This is a genomic window from Candidatus Bathycorpusculum sp., assembly GCF_009778815.1.
GTDB lineage: Archaea > Thermoproteota > Bathyarchaeia > Bathyarchaeales > Bathycorpusculaceae > Bathycorpusculum > Bathycorpusculum hydrogenotrophicum.
Genome location: NZ_WRFL01000017.1, coordinates 18,464 through 38,803, shown reverse-complemented (window position 1 = coordinate 38,803; position 20,340 = coordinate 18,464). Strand labels below are relative to the sequence as shown.

The 20,340-nt window shown below is 46.4% G+C and carries 12 protein-coding genes; 5 read left to right on the top strand and 7 right to left on the bottom strand.

All coding sequences use genetic code 11. The annotated features are described in order from the left end of the window. Nucleotides 1-248: 248 nt before the first annotated feature. On the bottom strand, nucleotides 249-1,553 hold the full coding sequence (locus FWF39_RS05180) for a coproporphyrinogen-III oxidase family protein (protein WP_343382379.1): 1,305 nt from the start codon (nucleotides 1,551-1,553) through the stop codon (nucleotides 249-251). A gap of 241 nt (nucleotides 1,554-1,794) precedes the next feature. Between FWF39_RS05180 and FWF39_RS05175 the strand changes: the two genes are divergently transcribed. Beyond that, a complete protein-coding gene (locus FWF39_RS05175; RefSeq protein ID WP_343382378.1) occupies nucleotides 1,795-4,350 on the top strand; it encodes a hypothetical protein in 2,556 nt (851 codons plus the stop codon). A 114-nt stretch (nucleotides 4,351-4,464) separates the two neighbouring features. On the opposite strand, the gene FWF39_RS05170 is transcribed toward FWF39_RS05175, so the two are convergent. Together FWF39_RS05170 and FWF39_RS05165 are read right to left on the bottom strand one after the other, a co-directional pair. Beyond that, nucleotides 4,465-5,874 carry a radical SAM protein gene (locus FWF39_RS05170; protein ID WP_343382377.1) on the bottom strand — a complete coding sequence of 470 codons (1,410 nt, stop codon included), beginning with the start codon at nucleotides 5,872-5,874 and terminating at the stop codon, nucleotides 4,465-4,467. A 46-nt stretch (nucleotides 5,875-5,920) separates the two neighbouring features. Next, complete coding sequence (locus FWF39_RS05165; RefSeq protein WP_343382376.1) at nucleotides 5,921-8,065, bottom strand: PQQ-binding-like beta-propeller repeat protein; 2,145 nt, start codon at nucleotides 8,063-8,065, stop codon at nucleotides 5,921-5,923. Between the two features lie 360 nt (nucleotides 8,066-8,425). Between FWF39_RS05165 and FWF39_RS05160 the strand changes: the two genes are divergently transcribed. Together FWF39_RS05160 and FWF39_RS05155 are read left to right on the top strand one after the other, a co-directional pair. Then, the gene (locus FWF39_RS05160) at nucleotides 8,426-9,811 is read left to right on the top strand and encodes a radical SAM protein (RefSeq protein WP_343382375.1); all 1,386 of its coding nucleotides are present in this window, start codon (nucleotides 8,426-8,428) and stop codon (nucleotides 9,809-9,811) included. A gap of 51 nt (nucleotides 9,812-9,862) precedes the next feature. Then, the gene (locus tag FWF39_RS05155) at nucleotides 9,863-10,537 is read left to right on the top strand and encodes an epoxyqueuosine reductase (RefSeq protein ID WP_343382374.1); all 675 of its coding nucleotides are present in this window, start codon (nucleotides 9,863-9,865) and stop codon (nucleotides 10,535-10,537) included. Between the two features lie 45 nt (nucleotides 10,538-10,582). Here FWF39_RS05155 and FWF39_RS05150 read toward each other — a convergent pair whose 3' ends face one another. The 3 genes from FWF39_RS05150 to FWF39_RS05140 form a co-directional block, all read right to left on the bottom strand. Beyond that, entirely contained in the window at nucleotides 10,583-12,028 is a 1,446-nt protein-coding gene (locus tag FWF39_RS05150) for a radical SAM protein (RefSeq protein ID WP_343382373.1), read from the bottom strand. A gap of 48 nt (nucleotides 12,029-12,076) precedes the next feature. Continuing rightward, entirely contained in the window at nucleotides 12,077-13,105 is a 1,029-nt protein-coding gene (locus tag FWF39_RS05145) for a cobalamin biosynthesis protein (RefSeq protein WP_343382372.1), read from the bottom strand. A gap of 205 nt (nucleotides 13,106-13,310) precedes the next feature. Continuing rightward, entirely contained in the window at nucleotides 13,311-15,467 is a 2,157-nt protein-coding gene (locus tag FWF39_RS05140) for a PQQ-binding-like beta-propeller repeat protein (protein WP_343382371.1), read from the bottom strand. A gap of 57 nt (nucleotides 15,468-15,524) precedes the next feature. On the opposite strand from FWF39_RS05140, the gene FWF39_RS05135 reads away from it, so the two are divergent. Together FWF39_RS05135 and FWF39_RS05130 are read left to right on the top strand one after the other, a co-directional pair. Beyond that, entirely contained in the window at nucleotides 15,525-15,653 is a 129-nt protein-coding gene (locus tag FWF39_RS05135; protein WP_343382370.1) for a hypothetical protein, read from the top strand. 476 nt (nucleotides 15,654-16,129) lie between these two features. After that, nucleotides 16,130-18,853, top strand: a complete 2,724-nt coding sequence (locus FWF39_RS05130; RefSeq protein WP_343382369.1) for a PQQ-binding-like beta-propeller repeat protein — start codon at nucleotides 16,130-16,132, stop codon at nucleotides 18,851-18,853. Nucleotides 18,854-19,133: 280 nt separating this feature from the next. Here the strand turns inward: FWF39_RS05130 and FWF39_RS05125 are convergent, their stop codons facing one another. Next, a complete protein-coding gene (locus FWF39_RS05125) occupies nucleotides 19,134-20,213 on the bottom strand; it encodes a radical SAM protein (protein ID WP_343382368.1) in 1,080 nt (359 codons plus the stop codon). Nucleotides 20,214-20,340 lie beyond the last annotated feature (127 nt).

The window sequence follows — 20,340 nt, the reverse complement described above, 5'->3', positions numbered from 1 at the left end:
GCTCTTGGGCAACTGATCCTTTGATGGCGGTAGTTGTTAATTTCGTGCCAAGTATTGCTTTGGGTGTAATCGTTCCAATTCTCGCTAAAGTCATGACTTGGTATGGTATCCAGCCTCAGAAGCATCTTTCTAACTCTGGATATTAAAAACTCCCCTCTCTTTCTTTTTGTAACCAAATAAAATATTTTACGAACGTATTCTAAAAATAAGCCTAAGGCCTAAGCGGATAAAAAAGGATTAGAAAAGGATCAGGTTTTTTGGTTGGGTGCGAATTCCCATGCGATGTTGCCTTTCCAGAGTGCGCCTTTTTTAGTTAATCGGATTTCGTTGTCGTCGATTTCGATTAGGTCTTGGTCTTTGAGTTTTTGTAGTTGTTTGGGGAAAACGTTCTCTGGGGTGGTGTTGAATTTTTCTTGGAATTCTTTTTTGTTAACTGCTAATCGGAGGTAGAGTCGCGTCATGGTGCGACGCATCATGTCCTCGGTGGTAGATTCTGAGAGGCGGCAGATAGGCAGTTTGCCTGAGCGTACTGTGGCCATGTATTCTTCAATGTTTTCTATGTTTGAGTAGGAGAACTTTTGAAGATATCCCATGAAGCATCCGGCGCCTGTAGTTAGAATACCGCCCCAGGGCCAGCCGTTGAGGCAGTTCTCACGCATATGCCACTCAACTCGACTGTAGCGGTCATGTCCCACCGCTTTGTAGCCTGCTTTGGTGAGCATATCGTAGGCTTTTAGATACATTTCTTTCTCGTATTCCGCATCGCCTGTTGGGGGTGATTGTCCATTTTTAATCATCTGCTCCAGCAATGTCCCGGGGTCAACATGTAGCGAGTAGGCATCAATTTCAGCGTCTAGTTCAATGGCTTTTTTGAGTGTGGCTTCCCAGCTCTCCATTGTCTGACCGGGCAGATTATACATCAAATCCACACATACAACAAGACCCAGTTTTCTTGCATGAGTGATTGCTTTTTCCACATCTATTGCGCTGTCAGGTAAGCAGAGTGCATGGCGCAGTTTGTCATCAAAGGTTTGGGCGCCCATATCCATTTGGTAGACTCCATACTCTGCTAGTTTGTCGATTTTTTTAATAGCCAAAGTTTTTGATGATCCAGTAATTTTGATAAAGTATTCTTTGCTTGTGTTAAAGTTGGCTTTGCAGAAATCCATAAGATCAATTATCTGCTCAGCACTAAGAACGCTAGGTGTTCCGCCTCCAAGAACGATCTCATCAAAAGTGCTTGTCTTTACATATTTTGTTTGTGCATACATGGCTAACTCTTTTTTGAGCAAATCCAAGTAGGGTTCTATTTGCACTTTGCTTGATGCAGTGGTTGGGAAGTAACAAAATGCGCATCTAGAGTCACAGATTGAGACCCATGGCTGGAGTTCCATTAATCTGTTTGAAGTATTTTCAGTGTTTAGGAACTCCATAAATGATTCATAAGTTTGAGCTTGGATGTCTGGGTAGTCCCTGTAGGTATAGGGTGGCCAGTTTTCCCGTGAATCATAACCTTCGGATTTGCTTTTTTCAAGACCCTCAGCTTTTGTCATCGATAATCCTCCTCTTAATTGAGAGTTTATCACGGGTTAAAACCATAATAAAGTTTACGTAAACTCAACAACTGTGATCTTTAAACAAAACCTCGGATGCTCTTTTGTCTTCTTTGTTTTTGATATTAGGTGATGTTTATGGTGGTTTCAGATTTAAAAGTGGTGTCGGGTGACTTTACGCAAATTATATATGTACCATCAATTCACCTACTTTATTTATAAATTTAAGGAGTAATAAAATTTGCAAAAAACAAAAACTTTTCTCGCAATGATTCTATTAGCCGCACTATTAGTGCCCACAGTATTACAATTAGTCTCAATTGTATCCGCAGAAAACCCAAAAATACCCATCTATCTAGAAGTCCACGCTGAACCTAATCCCGTCGGTGTAGGCCAAGATTTGTACTTGAGCCTATTTTCCACAAAACCCATACCAGGCACCTTCAAAGATATGTCGATTGTCCTTGTTCACCCCGATGGTAAAAACGAAACCTTTGGTCCCTATGACAGCGATACAACCGGTGGTGTCGGAGGTATAGTCTTTGTCCCCAAAGTCGAGGGCAACTATACAGCCCAAGCATTCTACAAAGGCCAAACCATCCGAGTCTCTGGAGTTGACTACGACATTCAACCAGCAATGAGTAAAGCCGTAAACTTTACCGTTCAAACAGAACCCGTCATAGGAAACCCCCTTGCACCCCTGCCTACCGAGTATTGGTCACGACCCATATACTCAACTAACTTTGCGTGGTCTAAGCTTGGCGGCAACTGGTACGGTCTAGGCTGTCCCTCATTTGCCGATACCGGTGGATATGATGGTTCAGGTAACAACTTTAATCCCTACAGCCAAGCACCCAATACAGGCCACATTATGTGGGTAAAACCAACCGCGTTTGGCGGTCAGGTTGGCGGTCCGATTAGCGGCGATCAGGAGAGACAATACACCTCTACCTCTATTCTCTATCGACAATTTGAACCCATTATCCTAAATGGCATCATATACTACAAACTCTACCCCAACACACCCACAACCTACAGCAGCGCTGGTGGAACACCTGGCTGGGATGCAGTTGATCTGCGCACAGGGGAGTTGGTTTGGCACAAAGACACCAGCGAAACTTTGATCTTTGGCTGGAACATGCAATTCCACACTGTCCAAGAATACGGAACCCAAGCCTACCTAGTCGCAGCAGCCTCATCAAGCCTCTGGAAACTCTACGACCCAATGACCGGCTACTTTATCGCAAACATAACAGGCGTAGCATCTCAATTCTCCGACACAACAACAACTAGAGGTCTAATCGAGACAGATGAAGACAGCTCACAAGGCGCAGTATACATGTACTACATCAACGGTACATATCCCAACCTCTACCTCAACATGTGGAACTCAACCCGATGCTTAGCACCAAACAGTGCCTCAACTATCCGTCCGGTAAATAACATTCCATACAACCGCGGCGTCCAATGGACAGTCCGACTTCCAGAAAACATAACCATTAACGGTGTCACCACAAACATCACCCAGCTAAACGATCCGAAGAAGCCAGCTTTAAGCATCGCAGCAAGAACAAACGAGGTCATCGTACTAAGATCTCACGGTCAAGAACTACCCATGTTCACAGACCAATTTGGCACAGAATACTCAATTGAACTTGGAATTAGCGCAAAAAACGGCACACTACTCTGGGGCCCAGTTAAACGAGACACCCAACAATACAACGAAGTCACTGTTGTTGCAGCAGGCGATGGCTACTATGTTACACATGACAAAGACCTCAACATAGCCTATGTTTACAACATAAATAACGGCCGACAAATAGGCAAAGGCATCCCCTTGGAAGGCAATTCGCTTAGTACTCTATCTCGCGGTGGTGCTATTGCATACGACAAATGCTACATCTGGGACTTCGGCGGCTATGTCAACGCAATCGATTTAGCAACCGCAACTGTCAATTGGACCATTGCCCCTAGAAGCGCAGGCTATGACACACCTTATGGTATTTATCCATATTGGCACTTTGGTTCACACAGCATCGCTGACGGAAAACTGTTCTTATCTGAAGGACGCATGTATGACCCCCCGCTATTCACCAATGCCCACAAAATGGCAATCAACATCACAGACGGCTCCATAGTTTGGAGTGTTCTTGGTACCTACGCTCGTGAACCCAGCGCTATTGCTGATGGCTACATGGTTGGCTGGAACAGTTATGATGCTCAAATCTACACCTTTGGCAAAGGTCCATCTCAAACCACTGTGAGTACAAGTACAGGCGTTGTTCCTTTTGGCAGCAGTGTTATTCTTACAGGCACAGTTCTTGACATATCTGCAGGTACACGCGACGCTGATAGATCTGCACGATTCCCCAATGGAGTTGCAGCAGTATCTGATGAGAGCCAAAGCGCATGGATGGAATATGTCTACATGCAACAACTCATGCCAAACAATATTACCGGTGTTACTGTTGAACTCTCAGTACTAGACAGCAACAACAACTATCGCCCTATTGGTACAACAACTGCGGATGAAACGGGTTTCTTTAGCTATAACTGGAAACCTGACATCGAGGGTAAATTTACTGTCTATGCACGCTTTAGCGGCAGTGAATCCTACTGGCCATCTACTGCACGCACTGCTTTTGCAGTCGACGAAGTCGCTCCAACACAAGCACCCACTGAAACCCCAGGCCCTGGCATTGCTGATACCTACTTCCTACCCGCAGTCGCAGCCATAATCATCGCAATAGTCATAATCGGCGCACTGATTATGCTCATGCTCAGAAAACGCCCCTAAACAAACAACAAACTTCCTCTCTTTCTCTTTTTTTACTTCACTTAGCAAATTTTGCCAAAAAATGTTTAATAAAATAAAGAACGGCGGTTGCCTCAAGGTTTAACAATCGATTCTTTATCGGTGAAATGCTGACATAGCTCGCCATAGATTATAGTTTGCGGCAGTGCGGGTCATTATTTTGCTGTAGATGTTACCTTGAAGATATCCTTTCTTTGCTTGGCGCATGATATAGCTTATGGAGTAGAATTTATTGTAGAATTGCTTGCGCATTTGAGCGATTTCTTTAGCAGGTAGATTGGGATCTTCAAAAATAGCGTTCATGGTGCTATATGTTTTCCAGTCCTCTGACATCTTCCAGCCATTTTTCTCAACAAGTTCTCTTAGTTGCGTGCCTGGAAAGGGCGTAGCATGACAGAGCCATGCGTCATCAGGTTCGGTTTTGCGTACAAAGTCTAGGGTTTCTTGGAGGGTTTGTTTAGTTTCACCGGGGTAACCTATGATAACTGAAACTGTAACAAACATGCCTGCATCTTTGGCCCATTTTATGGCATTGTGACATTGCTGGTTGGTGACGCCATGTTTTAGGGTTTGGCGCATTTGTTCACAACCTGACTCTATGCCAAACATGACTTCGTCACAGTGGGCTTTGGCCATTTTTTGCAGGAGTTCTTTAGTGACGGTGTCGGCTCGGGTGCCGCATCCCCATCGCAGATTAATTTTGCGCTCAATCATTCCCTCACAGATGTCAGCGGCTCTTTTTTTATCAAAGGTTAAGGTGTCATCTTGGAATGCTATACCCTCAGCACCGTATTCGCTTTGTAGCCACTGCAGTTCATCTAGTACGTTTTTGGGGCTTCGCGCGCGGAATTGTTGGCCAAACATTTGTGAGGCGACGCAGAAGGGACATTTGTAGGGGCAGCCGCGACTGGTTATAACTGAGAGTAGTTTTTGGCCCTGAACCCAATATTTCTCGATGGGTACATATTTGTAGGCTGGTCGGGGGAGAGTGTCTAGGTTTTGAATGGGCGGACGGTTGGGGGTTTGGATGATTTCTTGGTCTTTGCGAAAAGATATGCCCTTTATGTCGTTTAGGGGTTTGTTTGTTTGGGTTTGGTTTGCCAGTTCGAGAAGTGTTTCTTCGCCTTCGCCTCGCACAATTAGATCTATGGATTTTTCTGTTGTGAGAATATCTCTATCTTGGAATGTGGCATGAGGTCCGCCTAGTATGATTTGGGCGTTTGGGCAGGCTTGCTTTGCGGTTTGTGCGGTTTGAAAAGCGGCTTCTGCGATGGGTGTCATAGAACCTATGCCAATTATTGCGGGTTCAAAGGCTGTCAGCTCAGCTTGGAGTTTGGTGTAGTCATAGCGGTTCACTGGGCAGTCGATGATTTTAACCTCAAAATTATTTTGGTCTAAAACCGCTGCCAGATAGGCTAGTCCCAGCGGGGGGAAGAGGGGATGGTGTCCGATGTCGGTGAGAAGGGGTGGTGTGATGAGAGCTATTTTCTTGTTAGGCATCATCATGTTCACGGTTGGGTAGTTATGGCGGGTTTTTTGCTTATGAACTTTGCTAACCCCTGCTCTTGGTTTGAGGATTTTTGTATGTATTGGATGTTGTGGGGTTGTGTTTGTGTTGTCGTATCCAAAGTATCAGCGCCACGGCGCCGATTAGAAAAAGACTGCTAAATAGGAGCAGAATCATCCAATGGGGTGTTGGTTGGTTTTCGTTTTTTTGAGGGTTATTGTTTGGGTTGCCGATTGCATAGATGAGATGATCATATGAGCCTACATATACTGCATTGTTTGCAAGGGCGGGGGAGGAAACCACTGCGCCGCCTGTTTGATAGCTCCACTTGAGTTCTGCGGTTTGAGTGTTTAGCGCATAAATTTTGCCATCCTCAGATCCAAACACCACCATATCTGATGCGATAGCAGGTGAGGAGCTAACACTACCCCCTGTTTGATAGGTCCATGCAAGGGTGCCCTCTGTTGCGTTTAGTGCATAGAGCCCTCCATCTTCGGAGCCCACATAGACCTTGTTGTAGGCGATGGCAGGCGAGGACAAAACTGCGCCCTTTGTGGGATAATTCCAAATCACCTCGCCATTTGTTGTGTTTAGCGCATAGAGATTGTGGTCATAGCAACCCACATACACTACCCCCTCCTCTTTGGCTATGGCCGGGGAAGAAACCACATAATCCCCCAATTGCGTTTTCCACACCAAACAGCCATTGTTTTGGTTTAGAGCATAGAGATAACCATCATTTGAGCCAAAATAGATAATACCCTCAAAGACCGCGGGAGAAGACACCATAATCTGATCATCAGTTTCATACTTCCACAGTAGACTGCCGGCTTTGGTGTTTAGTGCATAGAGACTATAATCCTCTGAACCCACATACACCACCTCTCCATAAACTGTGGGTGAGCAGACAATTGCATAGCCTGTTTGATAGCTCCACCGACAAACTCCTGTATAGGCATCTAAGGCATAGATTTTGCCATTATAGCTTCCAACATAAACCACACCATTACTGATTGTTGGTGAGGAAAACATTACCATATCACCCGTATCGTAGCTCCAAATTGCACTGTTGTGCATCTCCCAATCATAACCCGCCATACCCGTTGAAGCATTTAGTGCATACACTTTGCCATCATGCGAACCCACATAAACCAACCCCTCCTCCCCAACGGTGGGTGAGGAGTCAACCTTTTTACCTGTTGCAAAACTCCAAACCAACCCGCCATCTAACGCGTTTAGGGCATAGAGTTTGCCATCTGAGGATCCCACATAAACCCATCCCTGCGCAATCTCGGGACGCGAAATCACCTGATCCCCAGTCAAAAAACTCCAAACAAGACTACCCTTCTTGACGTTTAGCGCATAGATTTGACTATCATCTGATCCCACATAAACCACATTCCCCCAAACAATCGGTGATGAGGCAACCCCTGCCCCTGTAGCATAATTCCAAACCATCTCCCCGCTTGCGGCATCTATTGCATAGATGTGGTTGTCCATCGAACCCACAAACACCACCCCGTCCGATACTGCCGGAGAGGAGTAAACAGCTGCCCCTGTAACAAATTGCCACTGCAAACTACCCGTTGCGGCGTTTAGGGCATAGAGTTTGCCATCTGAGGATCCCACATAAAGCGTGCCATCCATAACCGCTGGGGTAGACGCAACAGTTGCATCCGTTATATATTTCCAAACCAATTCCCCATTGGTCATGTTGAGAGCATAGATATTATTATCCAGTGAACCAACATAGGCCATACCCCCACTTAGCGTTACCGAGGACAACATAATCTCCGCCTCAGCCGCAAAACTCCAAAGATACTCCCCTGTATCTGCTTTTAGCGCATAAACCTTGTTATCCTCTGAACCAAAAAACACCACCCCACCAGCAACAACGGGATCGGAATCCACATAATACCCCGTTGAGTAACTCCAAAGCTTTCTACCCGTAGCCACATCCAGAGCATAGAGATTATAATCCTCAGACCCAACAAAAACCACACCCTCAGCAACCGCAGGTCTAGACACCACTATACCCTCCGTAACATAAACCCAAACCACATCACCTGTATCAGCATTAAAAGCATAAACTCTATGATCATATGACCCAACAAAAACCACCCCATCACTATAGGTAGGCGAACCAACCTGACCCCCCGTATTAAATTTCCAAAGAGTCTGATTAGACAACGGCGGCACCTCCGTAGAAGAAAACCCACTATGCACTAAATCACCCCGAAACATCGGCCACCACAACAAACCAACCTCAGATTGATTTACAGCTACTGCTGTTGTTGATGTTGTTGCATAAACCATACTTGAAAACAAGAGCAATAATAACAATAGACCAAAACACAACATCTTTTGGTTTATCATATTTCTATACAAACCAAGATAAGCTAAAGATGTTCCGCAGAAACCCCCCCAGTTTTAACATACTTCTCTTTTATCTTTGTGAGTCGCGCTAAGTCTGGGTGGCTGGTTTGTGGAGATGCGAAATGTTTAAGCATAAAGCGTTCCCATCAAGAGGCAAGTTGGTGTGAAGCAGAAATGAAACCCCACATAACCCTAGTTAACCCTGCAGCACCCGTGGGTGCTGTTATGCACTGGCCCTTTGCGCTTTTGGGTTTAGGCTACCTCGCCGCAGTCCTAGAAAAAAACGGATACAAAGTTGATGTCATAGATTGTCAAGTTGAAAAACTCTCCCTAGAGCAATTTACCCAAGAAATCCAAAAACGCCAACCCAACATAGTGGGCATAACCTCCTCCACACTCACCTACAAATCCGGCCTAAACCTCATCAAAGCCACAAAACAGGCCCTTCCAAACTGCACAACCCTTGCAGGCGGACCCCATGTAACATTTTGGGACGACCACGCCCTAGAAGAATGCCCCGAACTCGACCTAGTTATCCGAAGAGAAGGCGAAGCCACCATCCTCGAATTGGTCCAGCACCTCGAAGCCAACAAACCCTACGATGACGTCCTAGGCCTCACCTACCGAAAAAACAACAAAATTGTCCGCACTCCCGATCGACCCTATATCGAGGACCTGGATTCACTACCTTTCCCTGCACGCCATCTCTGGCCCATGGAAAAATTCAAAGAATACGAAGATGTCCTCTACCTATCCATGAGCCGTGGTTGCGTGTACTGGTGCGAATTCTGTTGCACCGTACGTATGCACGGACGACAATACCGCATGCGAAGCGCCCAAAACGTAGTTGACGAACTAGAATACCTCTACAAAACCTATGGCAAAACCAAATTCACCTTCTGCGACGACGCCTTCACAGTCGACCAAGCCCTCGTAGAAGAACTCTGTAGCGAGATCATAAAACGCAACCTAAAAATCGAGTGGAACTGCGGTAGCCGCGTCGACATGGTCACCAAAGAACTTCTCATAAAAATGAGAGAAGCAGGTTGCATCTCATTTTGGTGCGGCATCGAATCAGGCACCCAACAAGTTCTAGACGCCATGAAAAAGGGCATCACCCCCGAATTAACCGAAAAAGTCATGGGCTGGGTCCGCGAAGCCGGCATGAAACCCGTACCCAACGTAATCCTAGGCTTCCCCGGCGAAACCAAAAAAAGTGCCTGGAAAACCATAAAATTCGTCGAAAAAATCGCCCCCGATGCAGTAGGATTCTACAACGTCGCAACTCCCTTCCCCGGCACACCCCTCTACGACCAAGTCATCGCCAATGGCTGGTTGCGTGTCACCGACTTTGACAAATACGACACTACCCGTCCCATCTTTGAGACCCCCCAACTAAGCATGAAAGAACTCGGAAAGCTCCGCGAAAGTGCATTCCACCACTACTACCTAAGACGCGCATACTTCATGGACAAACGCCGGCGCTTCAAAATCTACACCGCCATAACTGTAGGTATGCACCTAGTCGCCAACATAAAACTCAAACTTAAAAGAAACTAACCACCCACCCCCAACACACCCAACAACCGGCATACTAACGGACTGAAAAATATGGCTAAACCAAAAAAAGTGCTAAACAGCGAAATAGTGAAAACCTTCGGCTTAAATGCCGGCGCCAGTGTAGTTGGGATAGCTGCTTCCAAAGATTTCGGTTTAGCACCCCAGGGCTTTAAACCCTCCGACCACCTCGCCGGTTGCCTTTCCGTGATTGTTTTAGGGGCATCCTTCTCCCAAGAAGCCCTGCGCAATTCAGCCGAATATACTGCTCATCGGAAAGTAATGATAGAAAAAATAAACGGCATAGCAAAAGATGTAGCAAAACAAATCAAAACTGCTGGATACAAAGCCCGCGATATAAGCGGGTTTGGCGGCAAATGGGTGAATGGCAAACAATTCGGCCTTATATCTCTAAAACATGCCGCTGAATTGGCTGGACTGGGTCTTATCAATCGGAATTATTTACTCACCCATCCTGTCTATGGTAATCTTCTCTGGTTCAGTGCGGTTCTCACCGATGCTGAGCTAACACCCGATAAAAAAATCCAAGATATTGTTTGTGACAATTGTAACAAATGCGTCGAACTATGCCCCTCAAAAGCCTTGGCCACTCCTGATTTATTTGGGAAAAGCGAATGCGCTGGAATGTGCTTCAAACTGGTAAATGCCAAATGGGAAGTTAGTTGCTATGTATGCCGTAAAATATGTCCTCATCGGTTTGGCAAATAACTACCACCGTAAACCTGTCGAAACTGGAAGCGGGCTCTAACCTGATTATTTTCCATGTAGCATTCGTAGAGTTCTTTGTGGATTGCGCATGGCGGTGAGCAGTTTTTTGTAGGTTAGGGTGCGGTTTATGGCATTGGCTTTCATGCATAGCTCCATTAGGTCTTGCGCGGTCCACTCTGCGGTTTCAATTAGAGGTTCGGTGGCAGCTAGAGCATAGTCACAAAAGTCTTCGCGCAAATATCCTCCTGCTTTTGTTTGTTCATAGAATTCGGTGCCATAAACTGGCATAGCTATACTAAAAATAAAACTCTCCGCACCCAACCCCTTGAGCTTGTAGGCATATTGAATAGTTTGTTCTATATCGGCTTTGGTCTCCCCGATTAACCCCATAACAAAAAAGACGCCCACTTTTATTCCCACTTTTTTACAGGCTACAATGGCGGCTTCGACTTTTTTTAGATCTAAATTCTTCTTGGCCACCTCAGAGACGATACGTTGCACGCCTGATTCAGGGGCGACGCGGATTTTTTTACATCCCGCGCGCTTCATCTTGCGCAACAATTCCTCACTTAGAGTATCCGCACGAACACCATTTGGGGTGAACCACTCAAAGCGCAGATTACGCTCCACAATTAGGTCACATATAGTTGCCATACGCTGAGGATCCCAGGTTAGGTTGTCATCGGCAAAGTCGATTTGTTTGATGTTGTAGGTTTTGATGAGATGCTCCAGTTCATCAACCACATTTTTTGGGCTTCGCGCGCGCCATTTTTTACCCCACACAATGGCATGAGTGCAAAAAACACAGCTAAAAGGACAACCACGGCTGGTGATGACTATGGTGTTGGGTTGGGTGATTTCTCCACGCAGAGGATTTTCCTTAACCGCATCGGCATAGATTTGCATCGGTAAGAGATGCCTAGCCGGCATAGGCAGAGTATCCAGGTCCTCAATAAAGGCGCGCTTGGGGTTTAGTTGTATGCCTCCGTTTTTTCTATAGCCCACCCCATCAATACCACCCAAATCAGTTTTTTTCTCCAATGCCCCAACCAATTCTTTGATGGTGATTTCGGGTTCACCTATTACAACAAAGTCTGCTTCACTGTCCTCTAAACACTCCTTGGGACGCGCCGTGGGATGGAGACCAAACAGTGCAACGGTGATGGTTTTATCTATATTTTTTGTAAGCGTGATAACTTCATAGGCGGCTTTAGACCAACCTGAGAAAGGAATCTCCACAATAACCATATCGGGTTTGAAGCCTTGGATGCGCTTGGCAATTGTTTCGGTGCTCAACCCCACCCGGTACTTGGTTGCATCCAGCTCAAGCAAATTATCCCATCCCTCAGTGGGTGCATCAATGATGCTGACTTGATGATGATCTCTCTCAAGCACTGCTGCCACTGATACCATGACTATGGGTGGAAAAACGTTGGGTTTACCCCAAACCTTGGGCTGAATTCGCGGAGGATTAATTAAGCAAACACGCATCGACGAGCCTTCAATACAGCCATATCGCCCGTTGATTTAATGTTTACCCTACATCGGGAAAAACCAGAGCCGCACCAAAACCAACACCAACACACAAAACAAGCCCCAGAGCACAATGGTCACATCACGGATCTTTAGCGCACCTAAGACCTTGTCTCCTGTTAGCGGCTCCTGTGGATCGCCCAAGATGTATTGGCCGGGTTTTTCAAGTTGAATACGAAGTGCTCCTGCAACGGCGGCCATAGGCCAGCCATGATTGCGGCTAGGCGTTTTTTTATGGTCGCGCCGAGCGACTCGCCACGCATTTTTGGCATCCATACGCAAAATGGCTGCAGCAACAATCATTAACAATGCCGTTAGACGCGTAGGGATATAATTAACAAAGTTATCGAGATTGGCGCTAAACCAGCCGGTGTTTATGTGCTCTTTGGTCTTAAACCCCACCATACCATCTAGGGTGTTTATGGCGCGAAACGCTATCGCGCCTGTGACTCCAAATAATGCAAAGCTCATCATAGGTGAGAGTTTAAAGTCAATTAGGTTCTCAGACATCGATTCTATAACAGCACTGCCCATCTGGGTGGCGTTGAGGTTTTTACTGTCCCGGCGCGAGAAATGAGCATATTTTTTAGTCTCTGCCGCGTCATCTTGATTGATAGCCGTAGCAGTTGCTTTAGCCCAGTCTGTTTCAAGTTTGATACAGATAGTCATTTTTAGTAATATTATGCCAATGACTGCATAGAACAATATATTGAGATAGCTCGGCAAAAACGTATAGACCGCCCATAACCCAAAAAATGTGGGTGCGGCAAACGCAACAATAACTGTTAAGCCCAGCAAGACCCCTAGAAACTTTTCCATTTTAGGATCAGGATTTTTGAAGTAGGGTTCAATTTTTTTAGTGAAATTACCCATCAACACCGTAGGATGTAACTTAAACGCCAACTTGTCGGGATAGTTGGGTGAGGGATCCCCTAAAATCAAATCCAACACAATCGCAAAAACAAGCACTGCTACAGCTGTTGTAATACCTAAGTGGAGGGTACTTTGGGTTAACCAAGCGATGATATCAAACACACTTTGATACTCAAAACCTCGTTATATATCACTTACTGTACCTCTTGATCCCTTCCAAAATTATTTTACTGCCGACCTCTGAATAGTTGAATTTCAAGTGACTTTGCTGTCGCTTTTCTTTTGTTAGACCAGTAGCCTGTGCTGTTAAGTACTTACCAATTAAACCAAAGAAAGGCGGTAGTGTATTTGAGCGGTGTGTTGGTTGTTATTTTTTGTTGTGACTGTAAATTTTGAAGATTATTGCTATGGTAGCTAAGATTATGATTGCTGTGATTATGACACCAAAGATTGTTTCTGATGATATTATTGCCGGTCTGTTTGGGGGTGGGGTTTGGGTTGTTAGAGGTTCGGGGGTGTCTTCTTTGAAGCAGTAGATATTCCAGTCATTGCAACCTATGTAGAGTTTACCGTTAGCTATTGTAGGTGAGGACCAGGTGCTTGAGGGGAGGGTGACGTTTGCGATTTTGGCACCGGCATTTGCGGCATCAAAGATCAAGATATGACGTTGGCTGGTTGCCATGTAGACTTTGCCATCGGCATATGAGGGGGAGACGTAGAGTTCATCACCTGTGTAGGTGGTCCACTTTGTCCAGCCGTTAGAAACATCGACACATGCTAGATCGAATTTGTCAATTAGTAGCACGGTGCCGTCTTTGACATAGATTGGTGAGGATACAATAAATTCTGTGGCGGTGGGGTTTGAGAAGTGCCACAGCATGTTGCCGCTACTGGTTTCGATACAGTAGTAATCCCCCCAATTAGAGGACGCAAACACTAGGCCCTCTGCAACGGAGGGTGAACCCAGCATTTGGGTGCCGCCGCCAAACGATATACGATAGGGAATCTCATATTTCCACATGATTTCTCCGGTTGCGGCATCTAGTTTGTAGAGTGCACCTGCGTTGGGTTCTTCGGCGGTAAAATAGACTGCACCATCAGCTACAGCAGGGGAGGATTCTATGGGGCCCTTGGCTTTTGTTTGCCACTTAATATCGCCCGTATTGCCATTTAGCGCATATAGGTAGTTGTCTAGGGAACCCACATAAACCACCTCATCCACTACCGCGGGGGAGGATTTTAAGACTAAATTGCCAAATGTGAAGGGTAGATCGCCATTGACAAAGGTCTTCCACAAGAGTTTGCCTGTTTTTGCATTTAGACAATACACATAGCCATCATCTCCTCCAGTGTAGACTTTGCCATTGGCTACTGCGGGTGAGGATTCTACGGGGCTGTTGGTGGCAAATTTCCAAAGTAGATCGCCGGTGTAGGCGTTTAGGGCATAGATGTTTTTATCTTGTGAACCCACGTAGAGTACGCCATCTGCTATTGAGGGTGAGGAACTAACGGCGCCTTTTGTGCTAAACCGCCACTCTACCGTGAGATTTTTTGGTCCGATTTCTGCGGTGGAGGAGTGGGTTGCGTCTGCACGCCACTGCGGCCAATCACTCACTGTTGGGGGTATGTTATTTTGTTCACCAGTGTTCTGCATGGCCCAAATTTGATTAACGGTTGTGTACTCATTACCTGAGATGGTATCTACCGCTGTTGTTACGTCTCCGGGGATAAGGTAGAGTGTGCCGTAGGCGATGGCCACTGATTCTCGGGGTGGCAGGGCTTCTATGTTTAGGGACCAGATTTTTTTGCCGGTGTAGGCATTTATGCAGGAAAACTCGGATATGCCGCTCTCGGCGTTGTATTGAGCTGTTTGGCCGGTGGTCATGTAGAGTTTGCCATCTGCTACTGAGGGCATGCCTGGCCACATCAGGGTGTCATTTGGGCCTTTGTATTTCCAGACCACTTCACCTGTGTACATGTCAAAGGCATAGAGATAACCATCTTTGTTCATCTCATACACCAATCCATAGGCGACTGCGCATCCCGTGGTGAAATAGCCATCTGTATCAGGCCGGTATCGCCAGACAATGTTGCCATTAGTGGCGTTGAAGGCATACATGGTGTTGTCATCACTTCCGCCCTTGAAGTACAGTCCATTGGAATATGCGCCTGTAAATATCATGGGGCCTTTGGTGGGGGTACTCCAAATGATGTTGCCGGTTTTAGCGTCAAGGGCATATTGCATGTTTTGGAACGATCCGGTAAAGATTTTTCCATCTCCATAGGTGATGCCGATGCCTGTTATGCCGCCGCCGCGAATGTAGGTCGTCCACGCTACTGAGGGCGGCTTTGTAGGATTGCTGAAGTCCCAAGCAACAATGGTGGAGTTGACTTTGGTGTAGAACATTTTCTGTTCTGGACTGTAGACATTGGTGTTAAAGATGCCTGTGTAGGTGTTAAAATCGGGGCTTTTCCAAAGTATATCTCCGGTTTGGGGGTTGAGACAGTAACTCTCAACTATCATGTGTGTGCTGTCAATTTTGTAGGCTATGGGCCAATGTGTTTCTTCTGGGAGTTTGGTTTGCCAGACAATGTCGCCATCTTGGTTGAGTGCAAAGACATGGGTGTGGTTGGTAACATAGATTTTGCCATTAAAGGCGGCTATGTAGGGTTGGATGTTGGGTATATCTGCTTTCCAGGTTATGGTTGATGTGTTGGGGGCTGGACCTGCAGAGAAGCGGGTATAGGCGGAGTCGCCTTGGAATTGGGGCCACTCGTATTGATCTAAGCGGCTGGTGGTTGCGGCTTGTGTTTGTCCATAGAGTGAGATTGAGGCAACTCCGGAACTAAGGAGGAGGATTGCAAAAAGGATGGTTACAAAGATTTTTTTGATGATCTTACCCCCGATGGTGTAGATAGGGGGGTTATGAGATATATTGATTTCTTGTCCAAAAATTGGGTGGTTTTGTTGGGTTTGTGGTTTTGGTTGGTGGTTGTTTGGTGTGGCGGCCTCTGGTTTTTAGTGTTGTGTCAGTGCTGGTTTATTTGCAATTAGTTAGCGTAGGTTTAATTGTTTTTGCCGCAAATTTAATAAGTATTCTTGCAATCACTACTTATGAGCTTTTTTGCTGTTTTTAACGAGAAGCATAACTGATTGATTTCTCGTAAAAATAATGAGGAAACTTTATGAAAATAAAAAATAAAAAAAATCTTTTTTCTGTGATTTCAGTTTTCTTGCTGTTAACAATCGCAGTATCGACAATTCTTATGAGTGCTTCAGCACAAACCGCCTATTTCAACTCCTATATCTACATCGCCGTAAACAGCCCCAGCGTAGGCTTAAACCAAGAACTAATCATACTCACCTGGACTGCAGATATACCCCCGTATGGCACAGGCCCAATTCAGAGCGAACGCGGCTGGTCAAACCTACAGATCATCATAACCGACCCCGATGGCGCCAACACCACCATACCCATCGAACGAACCGATCCCACCGGTGCAGCCTATGTTATATTCATGGCCACCGAAAAAACCGGCACATACACCGCCCAAGCATTTTTCCCCTCCCAAACTGTAAACATTGGCGCCGATACCCAAAACGTCTACAGCGAAGCTTTCAGCCCCCTTATCACTTTCCAAGTCCAAACCCAACCCGTTCCCACCCGAAACGATGCCCCTGTTCCCCAAGATTACTGGACCCGCCCCATCTCAAGCAACATGCACCTCTACTACACCCTCACCGGCAACTGGATCGGCGGTGCAGCTAACCAATGGCCCCAAGGCAGCGCAAACGAAGGCTCCTCCTACTTCAGCTACAGTCCCGGTCCGGGCAGCGCCCATATCCTGTGGACAAAACCCTACTGGGTAGGCGGCCTAATGGACAACCGCTATGGCACTTCTGGCTTTGCACAATACCACTATCAAGGTCTAGCCTTTACTGCCGTTGTTATCGACGGTAAAATCCACTACCAACCCCGCTACACAGGCGCTAGCGCACAAGGCTGGGCTGCCGTTGACCTCTACACTGGCGAAACCCTCTACGAAAACTATACCGATATCGCTCCAACATTTGGCCAGGTCTACGATTACTCCTCACCTAACCAAAATGGCGGCTTTCCCTACCTCTACCGACCCGTCACATACGCCAACCTGCCTGACATAGTTCGACTATCCAACGTAACCCTAAACCCTGATTTGACCCTAACCGTAAACAGCGGGGCTTCCAACGTAAATAAAACATCCCTCACATCAAACAGTTTTGGAACCATCTGGGACATCCTTGACGCACACACCCTCCAACATGTAACCTACATAGCCAACGTCTCCACAGGTGGCACACCAGTCTATGGTATGGACGGAAGCATACTTCGCTACAACGTGACTAACATAGGTACCCAACCCTACATGACCATCTGGAACACTTCTGCAGGTACCATGGTTAGTGGAATAAACGGAACCGATGCTTGGCAGTGGCGACCCTCAGGTGGAGGCGGGGGAGGATCTACCACTCCGTTTTGGGGCACCGCTGTTGCATACAACATAGTCCATGACGGCAATCTGATGATCACCGGCAACTTTTCTATTCCCAACATCTCCGGTCCATCCAACACCTTGCTAAACCAGACCGCCACTCTTCAAGCTATACGCGAAGGCGAATACGCTATATTTGCAACACCTGGACGCAACGATGAACGCGGAGTCGTTCCAGCTTTTGTCCTTGCGATTGATCTCTCAAAAGGCAACGAAGGCAAAGAACTCTGGCGCAATACCTTCTCCCCTCCCTTCTCATCAACTGAGAGCAACGCCTCCATCACCCTAACAGGTGTGTACTCAATCGACAAAGAAACCGCAACTGTGGTCTACCAGTCCACCCGACTGCTTCAACGCTGGGGATTTGACGCTAAATCCGGTACCCAACTCTGGAATGTCACTGTACCACAAGCAGACTACTATGGTTTCAATACTAACCGATACGGCAATATGCTTCTATCCAGCGGATATGGCGGTGTTTTGATTGGTATTGACTTGAGAACAGGCTATATGTGGAACTTTACTGCAGCTAATGAATATCTGGGCGATTCGGTCTTTGGCACCTATCCTATGAATGTGGGCGCAATTTCCTATGATGGCCGAATCTACATCGGCACCGGTCGACACTCTCCTGGTCCAGTCCTAGAAAGTGGAAATGTCTTACAGTGTATTAACGCATCAAATGGCGCACGACTATGGAACTTTCCAGTCTATGGCGTTATGATGCCCTCTGGAAATGCCGGTAGCAACTTTGTTCTAGCCGACGGGCGCCTCATCGCCCTCAATGCCTATGACAATCAACTCTACTGCTTTGGCCGCGGCCCAAGCGCAACCACAGTCTCAGCACCCCAAGGCTCATCACTCCTTGGCGGCAAAATCACCCTTACCGGCACAGTCACCGACCAAACAGAATCTGGCCGACGCAACACCAACGACAAACCCGACTTCTCACTCAAAGGCACCCCCGCAATCTCAGACGCCGACCAAACCGCTTGGATGCAACACCTCTACCAACAAGCCCCCGCCCCTCTAAACATCACAGGTGTCCCCGTTAGTTTTGCTGCCATTGATCCCAACAACAACTATATCATCCTAGGCGAAACCCTAAGCGACGCAAGCGGCAACTATGCCTTCACCTTTGAACCTGAGATCACAGGCACCTACCAAATCTATGCATCCTTTGCAGGCTCCGAAGCCTACGGACCCTCAGCATCAACAACCTACTTCACAGTAGGCGAAACCAACTCTCCAACCCAAAACCCCTCCCAATCCCCCGGATCCGCTGCTGACGCCTACATCTTACCAGCCTTTATCGGCATAATCATCGCCATAGTCCTATCTCTAATAGCCATCGTATTACTGCTCAGAAAACGCTAAACAACCAATCAATCAACCAAACTCTCCCTTTATTTTTTTCCAAATAATATTTGTGTACCTTGTTCTGTATCTGCCAGTCTATGAGAAGCATTTCCCATTTGGCAGAGCATTTTTAACTGCTTATACTTTGTAAGCAACTCATGTACTCCTCCTATTTCATGGGAATAATCCCCAAGAACTGAACCCTGTTGTAGAGCCCTGTTTAACGTATAAGTGCCAAAAAATAATGTTGATTAAATAAAATAAATGGTGGGCAGGTGTTGTTGTTGATTTATGAGGTTTATTCTTGTTTGCGTAGTGCTTTGGGGATATAGTTGCATGCGGGGTCGGATTCGGCTATGTCGCCTGTGTAGGCGTAGGCTCGGTTTCGGCATCCGCCGCAGATTTCTCTGTATTCGCATACGCCGCATTTGCCTTTGAGGACGTTTCGGTCTTGGAATTTGTTGTAATAGGGTGAGGCTTTGACATCTTCCCATGCGGTGGTTAGGGTTTTGTTGCGTATGTTTCCCAGCATCATGGGTTCGTTGGGCTGGAGGTCAGTGTAGAAGCAGGGGATTAAATCGCCGTTCTCAGTTACGCTAAGATAGCCGCCAAAGGCAAAGTAGGTACATTTGCCATGGAACTCTTTTTCATACCAGTGATTAAATTCGTCCTCAGATAGGCGTTGTTTGACGACTCTGGCGAAGTGGGGACAGTGGACATGAACCTCAAATTTGTTTTTGTATTTTTCTGTAATATCCCAGATGTGATTAAGCGTCCACTCATACTGATCCGGAGTTGGAGTGAGGTCCATGGTAGATTTAGCTCTGCCGCTGGGCACCGAATGATTATACCAAACAAAATTCGCCTTGTATTTCTCAGCCAATTCTGCAACATGGTCGAGGTGTTCATAGTTAATGGTAGTTATCGCACAAGCTAACCCATTTAGAATTTTCCCTGCAGCGAGTTTCTCAATAGCCGCCAAAGCTTTCTTGTAGGATCCTTTACCGCGTAGCTGATCATTGATTTCCTCAGGGCCATCAATACTTACTGAGGACCAAACCTGATTTTTAACCAAGTTATCATAGATTGAACCATCAACAAATGCACCATTGGTTAGCAGACAAACATTTAGACCCTTATTTTTCGCATACAGCACAATCTCAAAAATATCAGGCCGGGTTAGCGGCTCACCACCCTTTATACCAAACCATCGAACACCAAATTTATGAACTTCATCAACCAGATGAAACGCTTCTTGAGTCGTCATCTCTCTTGGCGCATGCGCACCCGTAGCATCAACATTGCAATATAGACAACGAGCATTACAGGCACCTGTTGCCCGCCAAGAAGTCATAAGTAAAGGACCATTCTGTGTCAAGTAATAACCCTCTTTCCAGATAGCTAACCATAAACCCTCCCCTCCAACTTAAAAAAGATTTTGCACCTGTCTGCTTCAAGTTGCTCAACTGTCCAAACTCCAGTTAACCGTGACAATTTGTCACAGT